Annotated in this window: 11 protein-coding genes and 1 pseudogene; 6 read left to right on the top strand and 6 right to left on the bottom strand. The window is 67.9% G+C overall.

From position 1 onward, the window contains the following. Positions 1-226: 226 nt before the first annotated feature. A pseudogene (locus A4U64_RS27600) lies at positions 227-564 on the top strand (transposase); the annotation flags it as partial. An 86-nt stretch (positions 565-650) separates the two neighbouring features. Here A4U64_RS27600 and A4U64_RS03440 read toward each other — a convergent pair. Then, entirely contained in the window at positions 651-1,625 is a 975-nt protein-coding gene (locus tag A4U64_RS03440; RefSeq protein WP_043798401.1) for a GlxA family transcriptional regulator, read from the bottom strand. 143 nt (positions 1,626-1,768) lie between these two features. Between A4U64_RS03440 and A4U64_RS03435 the strand changes: the two genes are divergently transcribed. Beyond that, positions 1,769-2,407 (top strand): isochorismatase family protein, encoded by a 639-nt coding sequence (locus tag A4U64_RS03435; protein WP_043798402.1) that lies wholly within the window; start codon positions 1,769-1,771, stop codon positions 2,405-2,407. Between the two features lie 156 nt (positions 2,408-2,563). On the opposite strand, the gene A4U64_RS03430 is transcribed toward A4U64_RS03435, so the two are convergent. Continuing rightward, positions 2,564-3,070 carry a hypothetical protein gene (locus tag A4U64_RS03430; protein ID WP_043798404.1) on the bottom strand — a complete coding sequence of 169 codons (507 nt, stop codon included), beginning with the start codon at positions 3,068-3,070 and terminating at the stop codon, positions 2,564-2,566. A 156-nt stretch (positions 3,071-3,226) separates the two neighbouring features. Here A4U64_RS03430 and A4U64_RS03425 point away from each other — a divergent pair, with 156 nt between their 5' ends. The 3 genes from A4U64_RS03425 to A4U64_RS03415 all read left to right on the top strand — a co-directional run bounded on the left by A4U64_RS03425 (position 3,227) and on the right by A4U64_RS03415 (position 6,337). Further along, entirely contained in the window at positions 3,227-4,654 is a 1,428-nt protein-coding gene (locus tag A4U64_RS03425; protein ID WP_065922179.1) for a DUF2254 domain-containing protein, read from the top strand. Between the two features lie 250 nt (positions 4,655-4,904). Further along, the gene (locus A4U64_RS03420) at positions 4,905-5,675 is read left to right on the top strand and encodes an IclR family transcriptional regulator (RefSeq protein WP_006936671.1); all 771 of its coding nucleotides are present in this window, start codon (positions 4,905-4,907) and stop codon (positions 5,673-5,675) included. Positions 5,676-5,749: 74 nt separating this feature from the next. Continuing rightward, positions 5,750-6,337, top strand: coding sequence for a TetR/AcrR family transcriptional regulator (locus A4U64_RS03415; RefSeq protein WP_043798406.1), 588 nt, complete (start codon positions 5,750-5,752; stop codon positions 6,335-6,337). A 58-nt stretch (positions 6,338-6,395) separates the two neighbouring features. Here the strand turns inward: A4U64_RS03415 and A4U64_RS03410 are convergent, their stop codons facing one another. From A4U64_RS03410 to A4U64_RS03395, 4 genes are all read right to left on the bottom strand, one after another. Continuing rightward, complete coding sequence (locus A4U64_RS03410) at positions 6,396-7,529, bottom strand: Rieske 2Fe-2S domain-containing protein (RefSeq protein ID WP_029545685.1); 1,134 nt, start codon at positions 7,527-7,529, stop codon at positions 6,396-6,398. A gap of 51 nt (positions 7,530-7,580) precedes the next feature. Further along, positions 7,581-7,817, bottom strand: a complete 237-nt coding sequence (locus A4U64_RS03405) for a hypothetical protein (protein WP_006930830.1) — start codon at positions 7,815-7,817, stop codon at positions 7,581-7,583. 327 nt (positions 7,818-8,144) lie between these two features. After that, on the bottom strand, positions 8,145-10,763 hold the full coding sequence (gene rph, locus A4U64_RS03400; RefSeq protein WP_065922178.1) for a rifamycin-inactivating phosphotransferase: 2,619 nt from the start codon (positions 10,761-10,763) through the stop codon (positions 8,145-8,147). Between the two features lie 312 nt (positions 10,764-11,075). Continuing rightward, positions 11,076-11,831, bottom strand: a complete 756-nt coding sequence (locus A4U64_RS03395) for an SDR family NAD(P)-dependent oxidoreductase (RefSeq protein WP_084648594.1) — start codon at positions 11,829-11,831, stop codon at positions 11,076-11,078. Between the two features lie 168 nt (positions 11,832-11,999). On the opposite strand from A4U64_RS03395, the gene A4U64_RS03390 reads away from it, so the two are divergent. Next, a complete protein-coding gene (locus A4U64_RS03390) occupies positions 12,000-13,016 on the top strand; it encodes an ERCC4 domain-containing protein (RefSeq protein WP_084648593.1) in 1,017 nt (338 codons plus the stop codon). The last annotated feature ends 19 nt before the right edge of the window (positions 13,017-13,035 follow it).

Below are 13,035 nucleotides of genomic sequence, written 5' to 3'. Positions count from 1 at the left end.
GCACAAGGCCCGTGGTCTCGCATCGACGCGATGATCGCCACCCGAAAGTCCGGCGAGTACGACGCCGCCGCCGCACTGCTCACCGATCTCCGGACGCTCGCCGAACGCGACGCCGACGTGACACCTTCACCCAGCGCATCCTGGCACTACGTCACACGCTTGCGCGCAAACCACGCCTCATCGAACGTCTCAACCGGGCAGGCCTATGACCCGGCACCAATCCGGGAAGTCGGCGAAGGCCGCCGACCACCTCGACGCCGCAGTGTCGGATCTGTTGGGGTTCAAGGTATTTCCCAAACAGATCTGGAAGCAGATCTGGAGCAATCATCCGCAGGGGGCGCCTCAACAAAAGAAGTCCGTAGGAGAACCAATGTGGTCGGGATCTTTCCGGATCGTACCGCGTTGATCCGTCTCGTCGAGGCGGTGCTCGCGGAGCGAGCACGATGAGTGGATCGAAGGGCGCCGCTACCTCGGACTGGATGTGCTCGCCCGCTCCCGTACCAACACGGCCGAAGAACCGTGACTGAACCCGCCGAGGAGGTTGCACCGGCCTTGACTACCTGACCTCCCGCCGAGGAATCACGCGGCGACGTCGTACACCACCTCACGGGACTTGGCCCCTCGCCGGTGACTCGCACCTCGTGTCACTTTCACGTCCTCCTGGGTACCAGCGGTTGCGGCCGGGATGCGAACTGCCGACGATAGGCGGTGGGTGAAGTTGCGAAGGCGGAGGTGAAGTTCTGCCGGAAGGTGGCGCTGCTGCCGAAGCCGCACGCGGACGCGACGGCATCGATGCTCCAATCCGTGGTTTCGAGCAGAGCGCGTGCCTCCTGCAGTCGGCGCGTGAGAATCCAGCGTGCCGGCGTGGTGCCGGTGGCCTGCCGGAAGTGCCTGACAAAGCTGCGCCGGCTCATCCGGGCCCGATCCGCGAGTCGATCGACCGCGAGCGGTTCGTCGAGCCGGGTCAGCGCCCATTCGAGCACCTCGGCGATCGCGGTGTCGGTGGCGGGCCGCGCGAGGGGACGTTCGATGTACTGTGCCTGTCCCCCTTCTCGGTGCGGAGCCACGACCAGGTATCGGGCCACCCGGGTGGCGATCGCCGACCCGAGGTGTTTGCGGACCAGGTGCAGACAGGCATCGATCGCCGAGGCCGTACCTGCGGACGTGAGGACGTCGTCGTGGTCGATATAGAGAACCGAGGAGTCCACCTCGGTGCCGGGGCAGCGTTCGGCGAGCAGCGGCATCGCCTCCCAGTGGGTGACCGCCGCACGACCGTCGAGCAGCCCGGCGTCGGCGACGGCGAACGCCCCCAGACACAACCCGGCGATCACCGCACCCCGCGCATGTGCCTGGCGCAGCTGTCTTTTCAACTCTGCACCGATCGGCCTCGGGGGCATCGGCCACGACGGGACGATGACGATGTCGGCCCAGTCGACCGTCTCGGGTCCGGTCACCTCACCGATCGGGTATCCCTCGGCGGTACAGACCGAGCCGGCCCGGTCCGACCACAGCCGGGTCTGCCAGTCGGGGGCCGGACCGAGACGGCGCACTTCGGCGAACACCAGCAACGGTGCCGCGAGGTGGAACATGGTGATCCCGTCGAAGGCGTAGACAGCGATTCGCATCCTGTTCTCCCGGGTTGGCCCGATCTCATCGAAAGTGTGCATTCGTGCCACTTCCGGCCAGGGTAGACCTGCCGAACAATCGGGCAGTGAGGCGCTCACCCCGTGGGCGCGACACCCCGAATGATTTCCCAGGGAGGAAACCCGTGACCGCACCCCGCCGTGCCCTCGTCGTTGTCGACGTCCAGCAGGAGTACTTCGACGGACCACTCGAGATCCAGTACCCGCCGCGCGAGCAGTCGCTCGCCAACATCGAGGCCGCCCTCGACGCTGCCGCCGCCCACGACGTCCCGGTCGTCGTCGTTCAGCACCGTATGCCCGACGGAGCCCCCGTCTTCGTCGAAGGTTCGCGAGGATGGTCGCTGCACCCGGATCTCGAGCGGCGCATCGACCCGACGTGCAAACGCGTGCACAAGCAGTACGCGAGCGTGTTCGCCGGCACCGACCTGGCCGGCTGGTTGCGCGCCCGCGAGGTGGACACCGTCACGATCGTCGGATACATGACCAACAACTGCGATCTCGCCACCGCCGCGGAGGCCGAGGCGCTCGGATTCGCCACGGAGATCCTCTCCGACGCCACCGGTGCGATCCATCTCGCGAACGCCGCCGGGCAGGTCTCCGCGCAGTCCCTGCACACCACCCTGATGGTGCTGCTGCAGTCCAACTTCGCCGCGGTCACCACGACCACCCAGTGGATCGAGGCCGTGCAGTCCGGCTCGACGCTACCCAAGAGCAACCTGGTCGAATCCGCCCTCGAGGGACGCTCGGCAACCGCTCTCGCCTGACGACCGCCCCGCGTCCCGGGGCAGCCCGGTCGCGGAGGAGACGGCCGGCGCGTCGCGCTGGCAACTCACTGACCGGCTCGGCGGTGCCGGTGTGCTTCACATGCACCGGCACCCCGGGCCTGCTCCACCGACGTCGTCGCGGCGGATCCCGGACGTTCAGCGGTTCTTGCTGTCCTTCTTGGCTTGCCGGCGCGCCCCGGCGGCGATGGTCGACGCCTCGTACTTCTTGCGGCCGGCCGAGTTACGGGTGGCATCGACGCGGGTCTTGCCCTTCGACCGCACCTTGCCCTCGGCACCGACATCCTCGGCGGGCGCGGCGGCATCCGAGCGGGCGCGAGCGAGCCGTTCCTGCTTCAGCTCCTCGGCCGAGCGGCGGGCCACCGCCCCCAGCTGGCGGCTGACCCGGGCCAGCGCATCCTCGAACACCTCCGCCTTGCCGGCGTTCCGCTCGTTCGCCGACTTACCGGCCGCACGAGACTTTTTCGCGCCGACCTTCTCGGCACCCTGCCGCCGGTAGAGCTTGACGTACTTGTTGCGGGATCGGCGGATACGGGTGTGCAGATCGATCAGGCCGTCCTCGTCGAGGTCTGCCATCTCCGTCTTCTTCGTCTGCCGCACCAACACGAATTCGTCCTCGGACAGCGAGTTCACCAGCTTTGTCATGACCGATTCCGTTCGTCGCACCAGTCCTGCACAGGTGTCGGCATCGTATCCACCTCGGCCCGGCCACCGAGGCCGTTCCAACCGATCCGCCGCACTCCGGCAGGCGCAGTGACGGGTGCGCGATTACCCGGCCGCGGGCGGGGGTATGCGCGAGGAATGTGGTTCCGGGCGGTGTCCGTGAAGTTCGAGACCGACGGCGGCCCCGGGGCCCGGAGGCGACGGGGACCGATCTCCTCCGTACTGAAGCGTCGACAGGTGTTCGTCGAAGCGGTGCGCTCCCGGCTGTGGCCCGTCCCGACGGCCGCGGTGCTGCTGGCCGTGCTGGCCGGCATCGGCTTGCCCGAGCTCGACGCCGCCCTCGATGACCGGCTGCCACCGACGGTGGCGGGATATCTGTTCGGGGGCGGTGCCGACGCCGCCCGCGAGGTACTGAGCGCGATCGCCGCCTCGTTGATCACCGTCACGGCGCTGACGTTCTCGCTGACACTGGTGACCCTGCAACTGGCCAGCAGCCAGTACTCCCCGCGGTTACTGCGCACCTTCGCCGCCGACCGTGTCGTCCAACGCACCCTGGCGCTGTTCCTGGCGACGTTCATCTACGCGCTGACCGTGTTGCGCACCGTCCGCAGCGACACCGACGGCACCACGTTCGTCCCGCAGATGGCGGTGACGACGGCATACCTGCTCGCGGTGGCCAGCGTCGTCGCGCTGGTGCTGTTCCTCGGACATCTGGTCCGGCAGATCCGCGTCGAAGCCGTGCTCGAGCACGTGCGGGCCGACACCTGCGCCACCGCCACCCGTCTCCTGCCTCCCGCACGCCGGGACACACCTGCCGTGCCGGTGCCCGTGCCACCGCCGCACCCGCACCTCGTCGAAGCGGCCTCGTCCGGATTCCTCGTCGAGATCGACGAACACGCCCTGCTCACCGCGGCGGAGCGGGCCGAGGCGGTGGTGTGGGTAAACCGCCCGGTGGGCAGCCCGGTCCTGGCGGGCACACCGGTCGCGTTCTCCTGGTCCGTCCGCCCGCAGGAGCCGTTGACCGAGGACGCGGCGCACCGGCTGAGCGAACGGGTACGCGCGGCGCTGCGCACCGGCAGCGAACGCACCGCCGTCCAGGACATCGGCTACGGACTGCGGCAGTTGACCGATGTGGTGGTGCGGGCCCTCTCGCCCGGGATCAACGATCCCACCACCGCCGTGCACGGACTGATCTCGTGCACCGCGGTCCTCGCCGACCTTCTCGACCTTCGGCTCGGCCCGCACACCCAGTGCGACGAGCACGATCGGGTACGGGTGGTGCTGGCGCGGCCGACCTTCGCCGAGCTGCTGGATCTGGTGTGCACCCAGCCGCGGCTCTACGGCGCCGACGATCCGATGGTGCTGGACGCGCTGCTGTCGATGCTGCGGGAGCTGGCATGGAAAGCCGCCACCGGCGAGCAGCGCACGGCGATCACCGACCAGCTCGATCGCCTGCGCGAGCATGTCACCGACCACGACACCGTGACCCGCCGGCACCTCGACCACCTCGCCCGGCAGGTGGGCGAGGCCCTCGAAGGGCGTTGGGCAGGGCGCCGTCCTACCTGACGTGTGCCGTCGCTTCCGCGGCGTCGCTGGCGGTCGCCGCGGGGCCGGCTCGTCGGTGTCACCGTGGCGCTGCGAAGCCGCCGGCCACCTCGCAGGAGGCCGCCGCCCTCGGGTGATCCGCCCCCATCGACCGCGTTTCGGTCTTCGATTCCACTTCCCGCCCCTCGGGCGAACTGTTACAGTCACCACAGTCATTGATTGATCGCTTGATCAGTAGAGGTAACCGCACTTCGGCGGTGGGAGGCAGAGCATGACGCACAGCGATGTGCCGGTGGCGGTGATCGATCGCGCCGCCCGGCTGCTGGAGGCATTCCGCGACAGCGAGCGGCTCACGTTGGCCGAGCTCACCCGCCTGACGGGCATGCCCCGCTCGTCCACGCATCGCCTGCTGACCCAGCTCGTCGAGATCGGCTGGGTGCGACGGGACGCTCCCGCGTATGCGCTGGGCACGAAGATGCTCGAGCTCGGGTCCCTCGTCCAGCACAACGACACCCTGCACCGGGCCGCCCTGCCCGTCATGCACGAACTGCACGGCCACACCGGTCTCGTCGTCCACCTGGCGGTCCTCACCGGCGCCGAGGTGCTGTATCTGGAGAAGGTGGGCGGCCCCTATTCGATGCGCATCCCGTCACGCGTGGGCGGACGCCAGCCGGCACACTGCACCGCGTTGGGCAAGGCGCTTCTGGCACAAGGAAGAACCGACCTCGACGCGCTGTTCGCCGAGCGCCCGCCGACGGCCCGGACCCGCCACAGCGTCACCGACCCGAACCGGCTGCGCAGCGAGCTCGCCCGGACCCGGGAACAGCACGTGGCGCACGACCGCGACGAGGCTGCCCCGGGCGTCTCCTGTGTCGCGGCGCCGATCGGTCACGCCGGCAAGTGTGTCGGCGCGATCTCCGTCAGCGGCCCCACCTCGTCGATCCGCCCCGCCGCCCTGGCGGGCCCCGTGCGCATGGCCGCCCTCACGACGTGGCGTCGCCTCACCCGACTCCGGTCGGCGGACTCACAGCACGCCGTCTGAGGCTCCACTGATCGTTTGATCAATGGATGTGCCACAATGAACCGGCCGTCGACGACCGAGCCCCGAGGAGTGCCATGGATCCGCACGAGCGCCGCCGCCAGATCCTCGACAGATCCGCACAACTGTTCGCCACCAAGGGAATCGCGGCAACCACCATCCGGGAGATCGCCGACGAGGTCGGGGTCTACTCCGGGGCGCTCTACCACTACTTTCCGTCCAAGGAAGCGATCGTCACCGAACTGATCCGCGAATACATCGAGGACCTGTCCGCCCGGTGCCGCGAGATCACGTCCCGAACCCTGCCGCCGGTCGAGCGGATCGAAGCGCTCGTCCTGCTCGCCCTGACCACCTCGGAGAACTACCGTGGCGCCACGACGATCTGGCAGCGCGAGGGCGAGTACATGCGGGACCGCCTCGTCGAGGCGGACCTGGCCGAGATTGCCGACGAGGTGGAGAAGGCGTGGCGGGAGGCCATCACCGAGGGTGTCGCCGGGGGAATCTTCCGGGACGACATCGATCCGGAGGTGTTCTACCAGCTGATCCGCGATGCCGTCTGGCAGGCACCGCGCTGGCACCGACCGAGCGCGCAGCGCTCCAATGCCGACCTCGCGCGCGACATCACCCGGATCTTCGTCGACGGCTTCCGGCCGCGCACCGGCTGACGACCGCCGCCGGCCCGCGCCGAGACGGTACGGCTCGGCGCGGGCCGGCGCTCGCGGGTCAGCCGCGCAGTGCCATGGTCTCGTCCACTTCCCTCTGCCAGTTCTCCAGTGCCCGACTGGTATCCACCTCGAATTCGAAGCGCTGCACCATCTCCGGAGTGACGTCCTCGACGTCGACGAAGAACTGGCTGTACCAGCGACGCAACTGGTAGACCGGGCCGTCCTCCTCGGTCAACAGCGGGTTCTCGATCCGGGTCTTGTGCTTCCAGATCTCGACGTCCTGCTTGAACTGCGTCTCCACACCCTCGGTGAACATCGTCGCCATCGCCGCGGCTTCCTCGTCCCCGACCCCGTCCACCTTCTTGACGATGGTCCCGAACTGCAGCACGAACGAGTCCTGCGTGACCGGGTAGTGGCAGTTGACGAGCTTGGTCTCGACCGTCACGTCTCCAGCGACCGTGTAGACGGTGTCGAGCATGAAGGACGGTCCGTAGTACATCGCGTCCGAGATCGTCTGCGAATCCGGCAGATCCAGCTGCACACCCGTCTTGATGTCGTCACGGCCGGTCGAACGCATGTGCTGTGCGGCGATGTGACCCTCGAAGACGTTCTTGAAGTACTGCGGCATCTGGAAGTGCACGTAGAAGAAGTGTGCCATGTCGACGACGTTGTCGACGATCTCCCGGCAGTTCGATCCCGTCACGTGGAAGGTGTTCCACGTCCACTCGCTCCAGGTGTCGGTCCCGTAGTCCGGGATCCCGGGGATGGTCACGTCCGCCGGCGGCGGGTTGCCCTGCGGGTCGTTCCACACGAAGAGCAAGCCGTTGCGTTCCATGTTGATCCAGGACTTCGTCCTGGCGATCTTCGGGGTGCGGCGGGCGTACGGCACCTCCGCGCACCGGCCGTCGCCGCCCCATCGCCAGTCGTGGAACGGGCACGCGATCGTGTCGCCCTTGATCTCGCCCCGGGCCAGATTGCCGCCCATGTGCCGGCAGAAGGCGTCGAGGACGTGCAGGGCGCCCTTCGAATCCTCGAAGACCACCAGGTCGGTCCCGAATACCTTGATCTGATGCGGCTTTCCGTCGTGGAACGTCTTCGCCAGTCCGAGGCAGTGCCAGCCGCGGGCGTACCGCGTCGGGTTGCTGCCCGTCTCGATGCTCCGAACCTCGATGGTCTCGGGTTCAACAGTCATGAAGTCCTCCAGGTGATGTGCTTCCGGGTGCGGCGACAGACGCCGGACCGACTACGGTTCGACCCGCTGCGAGGGCACGAGCCGGCCGTCACGCACGGCTCGATCGACCGACTCGTGCAGCGCTCCGCAGCGGGGCAGGTAGGTCGTGGTCTCCCCCGGACGGGCCGCCGCGGCGAACTCGCGGCAGGTGTCGCGGGCCGGCCCTGTCCACTGAATGCTCGTGTGCACGGGGCTGTACTTCGCCACGAACACGGTGTTGCCACACGCATGACAGTCGAGCGACTGCATCGATCACTTCCTTCCTCGGGTACCTCGAGCGTAGGAATTTCCCCGCGCTGTGGCTGCGGGGTGTCAGCTCAACGGGACACCTTTTCCGAGGCGGGATTCGGGACCGGGGTCAGGACGCATCGCGTGCCGGTGTGCGTGCCGGCCGGGTCGGTGACTCCGCCGAGCAGAACGAGCGGGGCGCGCACCACCGCTCACCGGTCGGCGATTTCGCGAAGGTGATGCCCCAACCGGTCACGCTCGGCGTCCGACTGTTCGGCAAGCTCGCACCGAAGGTCTACCCGTATCGGGACCTGCATCTCCTGGAACAGGCTCCGCAGTTCCTGCCCCTCAGACGTCCCGCTGGGGCAGGATCTCGACGTACCCGTCGGTTCCGTTCACGCGGATCTGTTGCCCGTCGCGAATCAACCGGGTGGCACCCTCCACACCCACGACGGCCGGCAATCCGTACTCCCGCGCGATCACCGCCCCATGGGTCATCAGTCCGCCCACCTCCGTCACCAGGCCTTTGATCGCGACGAACACGGTAGTCCAGCTCGGATCGGTGTAGGCGGTGACCAGGATGTCGCCCGCCTCGAGATCGGCCTGCGCCATATCCGACACGACACGGGCTCGCCCCTCGATACTCCCGGCGGACACCGGCGTACCGGCCAGCGCTCCAGGCGGGACGCCTTCGCGCCGATACCTTCCGGCGACGACCTCGCCGTCCGATGTGAACACCCAGGGCGGCGTGAGCGCCTGGTACGAGCGGAATGCGGCCTTTCTCTCACGGATGAGCTGGTCACACGATCGGTGCGTGAGCACGACCTCGCGCAGCTCGTCGAACCTCAAGTAGAAGATGTCTTCCTTGCGGCGAAGCACACGCGCCTGCACGAGCCGCTCGGCCTCGCCCAACAAGGCTTGCTTGTATACAAAGTAGCGGCTGACCATGCCGTATTTCGGATACTCCCGATACCCGGAGAAGGCGCGGACACGGTCGATCATCCGCTTGGCCTCACAGGCTTTTCGCTCTCCGTCCGGCAAGGCGCGCAGACGCTCCAGCAACTGGTGTTCCTTCTTGCGAGCCTCTCGCCGCCCGTGCTCGAAGCGTCGCTTTCCAGCGCCCGGCCCGAAGTTTCTGATGTTGCTCATGAGCATCGGCACCAAGGTGGTGGGGCGTTCGCTCCAGCGCGGTCTCGTGATGTCGATCTCGCCGACGCAGCGCATGCCGTGCTTGTCGAGGTAGGCCTCGATCGCCGCGCGCGCCTGCGGGCCGCCGGCGCGTTTCGCCAGCTCGTCCAGGAAGCTCCCCTCCTCGAAGCCCGCGTCCTCGACGTGCTGCAGAAAGGCCACCACGTCCGGGTGCGGCCGGATCGCGTCGGCCACGCCCACGAGCGCCAGGCCCATCTCCGACGTGACGTTGCGCGGGACCGATTGCGTGAGCGTGTCGGCTGCGTTCTTCTCGCCCAGCCAGGCCTGAAGCCGATCGTTGAGCCACCAGGCTGCTTCCATCGCCGCCGTGATCACCTGGTGGCTCCGCGGGTCGAACAGGATCCGCCTCAGCTCCTTGAGGTCGGCCGAGATGAAGTCGAGCAGCGCCGCTCCGCACTTGGCCCGGATCTCGCGCTTCAACATCGCGACAGAGGCCTGGCTCTGCGCCATCAACTCGGCGACGATGCCTTCGTCGGCCTCGATCAGGGCAGGTGCATCGCCGGCCGGTACACCGCCGGCCCCGTCGTCCGGACACCACCTGATGAAGTCGACGCGTTCGACGATGGTCGCCAACGCATCCCCGAGAAGCGGATCGGACTTGCCGAGAGCGTCCAGCAGTCCCGTTCTCTTCACCGGCGAAGCCAGAGCCTGGGTGACATCGACGAACAGCCGACCTCCCGCCTCCCTCGTGGGTGCCGGACTCGTCAGTTGCCACAGGGAGATCCCCAGGGGCTTCATCGGGTCGGTCATCATCTGCTGATGGCCGACAGAGACGTACACACGGTTCTCCCCGTCGTCGACCACGGGGGCCGGGAACAGCGTGGTGATCGGGCGACTTTGCACGATTCGGAAACCGTCGTCGACCAGGCACCATTCGATGTCCTGAGGACTGCCGAAGTGCGCTTCGATTCTTCTGCCCAGCCGCTCGAGTTGCACAACTTGCTCATCTGTCAGCACCGATCGGTTCTGCTGCTCCTGCTCGATTCCCTGCATGTGCGTGCCACCGGCTGGCGCTGCTTGGACGGCGCGCTGTTTGGTGGCGACGGTCCTGTCCGTGACTTTGCCGTCACGCACCTTGTAGACGTCCGGGTTCACCAAGCCGGAAACGAGGGACTCGCCGAGTCCGAAGCCTGCCTCCACCGACGCGACCTTCCGATTGGAGGTGATGGGATCAGCCGTGACCAGAATCCCGGCCGCCCACGGGAACACCATCCGCTGGACAACCACCGCCATGTGAACCTTCCGCTGGTCGAAACCGTTGCGCAGACGGTAGGTGACGGCTCGCTCGGTGAACAACGAAGCCCAGCACCGGCTCACGTGCCGGAGAATCGCCGCTGGGCCCGAGACGTTCAGGTACGTGTCCTGCTGACCGGCGAAGGATGCGGTCGGCAGATCCTCGGTCGTCGCGCTGGATCGGACCGCATATGCGGCTTGTTCACCGAGCCGGGCGAGAGAGCGGACGATCTCCGACACCACATCGTCAGGGATGACGCACTCTTCGACCGCACGGCGGATCTGCGCACTGAGCACGCGGATCGAATCCCGATCCGCCGCCTCGAGACGCGACAATCGATCGAGCCGATCGTCGAGGGACGGCACTTCTGCCACGACCCGCCGGAAGGCGTCAGTCGTCACGCAGAACCCCGCCGGCACACGTATGCCTTCGATTCGCGACAGCTCTCCGAGGTTCGCGCCCTTGCCGCCGGCGACCGCAACCTGCGTCCGATCGATCTCCCGGAAGTCCAGTACATATCCCATTCCCCTGCCCCTCACCTGTAGGTTCCGGCGTTCCGCAGGCGATTATCGGCCACAATTCCGGGCCTCATGAGAGCCTCGAATCGTGTATAACGTAGAAGGGGGGCAGGGACAGCACACCGTCGTGGCGGACCGATATGCCCCGGCATGGTTGATCAGGGCGGAACATCCCTTCGGCCTTCTCCTCCTTGATGATTCGATTGCACATGGCCACGGGACCGAGCCGGGCCGGACCGGGCCGGTGCGAGCACATCGGGCATCTGGACGTTTCTCTCTTCCGCGACAAGGTACGAGTAGCGATGTCCGTCGCACGTCTCAGCGCATCAGCGCTTGACCGCCGTCGACGGGGAGCGAGTGACCGGTGATGTACCGTGCCGCCGGACTGCACAGGAAGACCACCGCCGGACCGATGTCGGTTTCGGGGTCGCCCAGCCGCCCGAGCGGCACGGTGTCGAGATACGCCCGCGCTTCGTCCGGACTCTCCTGCGCCCACATCTCGAGGGCGGATGAATTGGCCAACGGGAGAATCGCATTGACTCGAATCCCGTCGGCGGCCCACTCACACGCCGCCGTGCGGGTGAGGACGCGGATCGCCTCCTTGGCGGCCGCGTAGCCACCGTATCCGGACGGGTCCCAGCGCACCCCCGCCGCGGACCCGAGATTGACGATCGAGCCGCCGCCCTTCAGATGCGGGTGACACGCCCTCATCAGCCGCAGTGTCGCGGTCGGCCCGGAATCCATCCCCCGCTGATAGACCTGTTCGTCGAGGTCGAGCAATCGCCCGTGGACCGTCGACTGGGCGTTGTTCACCAGGATCGACAGGCCGCCGAATCGCGCGATCACCCGCTCCACCAGGAGATCGATCCCGGCCGCATCGGTGACATCGCACACGAAGGCGGCAGCGCGGCCGCCGCGCTCCTCGATCTCCGCCGCCACCTTCTCGATCTTGTCGGCCGTCCTCCCCACCACGGCCACCCGGGCTCCGGCCGCAGCCAACGCCAGGGCGATGCCGCGTCCCACTCCCTGACCCGCTCCCGTCACCAGCGCCGTCTCACCGTTCACAGAGTTCACGTCCGTCTTCCTTGCTCGGGACCGCACACCGCTGCGCGCGCTCATTGAGTAATCGATCAATCAATTACGATCGATGATGCCGGTTGCGACCGGACCCCGGTAGGTGTACCGGCGGGTAACTTCTGGCACCCGCGGACGTCCTTGCGTTGCGATGAGACCCTGACAGCTGTGGAAATGGTGATCGCGGTGAATCCGGAGCCGGCGTCCAAGCTGGGCTACCTGCTGCGGGTACCCCTCGACGGCGGGCTGGTGTTTCGCACCTCGGGAACCTGGCCGCGCACGAAGGCGCTGTACTGCCATCCGGTGCCGATCGACGAATGGCCCGACGACCCCGAGGTGGTCGAGCGGGTGGCCGTGCGGTCGTGTGCGCGGCGCGGCGCGGCAATCGATCTGGTACTCGATCGGGGCCGGGAGAACCGATCGCAGATCGTGTACACCACCGCGCGCGGGCGCGACGTGGTGTTCTGGCAGTCCCCGCGGACCCGCAAACAGGCCCGGCCGAACGTGCGCACACCCACCGCCCGGGCCGCCGGCATCGCCGAGCTGCCCATCGTCGTCGACTCGCACGAGCGTTACGCCTACCGGTTCGCCGACCAGCAGGTCGGTCTCACCAGGCGCGCACTGCCGTGCGGGGACTACGGGGTCTTCGTCGAGGACCGCCTCGTGGCCTCGGTCGAACGCAAGTCGGTGCCGGACCTGGTCTCGAGCCTGACGAACGGCACGCTGCGCTACGCGCTGGCCGAACTGGCGGCCCTACCGCGGGCCGCGATCGTGGTCGAGGACCGGTACTCGGCGATCTTCGCGCTCGAGCGGGTGCGGCCGGCGACCGTCGCCGACGGCTTGGCCGAGTTGCAGGTGCGCTGGCCGAACGTGCCGATCGTGTTCTGCGACAACCGCGCCCTGGCGGAGCAGTGGACCTACCGCTATCTGGCGGCGGCCTACGTCTGGGCCGAGGCAGAGAACACGGCGATCGCCCGCATTGCGGCACCGCGCCCGGTCGACGCGCCCGCTGCCGAATCCGGGAACATCGCCGAATCCGCGAGCGGCGCCGGGGAGGGGGCACCGCCGGCGCCGTCCACCGCCGAGGTTCGGGCCTGGGCACGTGCCCAAGGCCTCCCGGTGCCGGATCGGGGCCGGCTCCGTCCCGACATCTGGCAGGCGTGGAGCTCGGCTCACCCCGAATAGCGACCCCGCCCCGCGCCGG

The sequence above is a fragment of the Rhodococcus sp. WB1 genome (assembly GCF_001700945.1).
GTDB lineage: Bacteria > Actinomycetota > Actinomycetes > Mycobacteriales > Mycobacteriaceae > Rhodococcus > Rhodococcus aetherivorans.
Note: the sequence above shows the minus strand (reverse complement) of the source record. Positions and strands in the feature narration are given on the sequence as shown.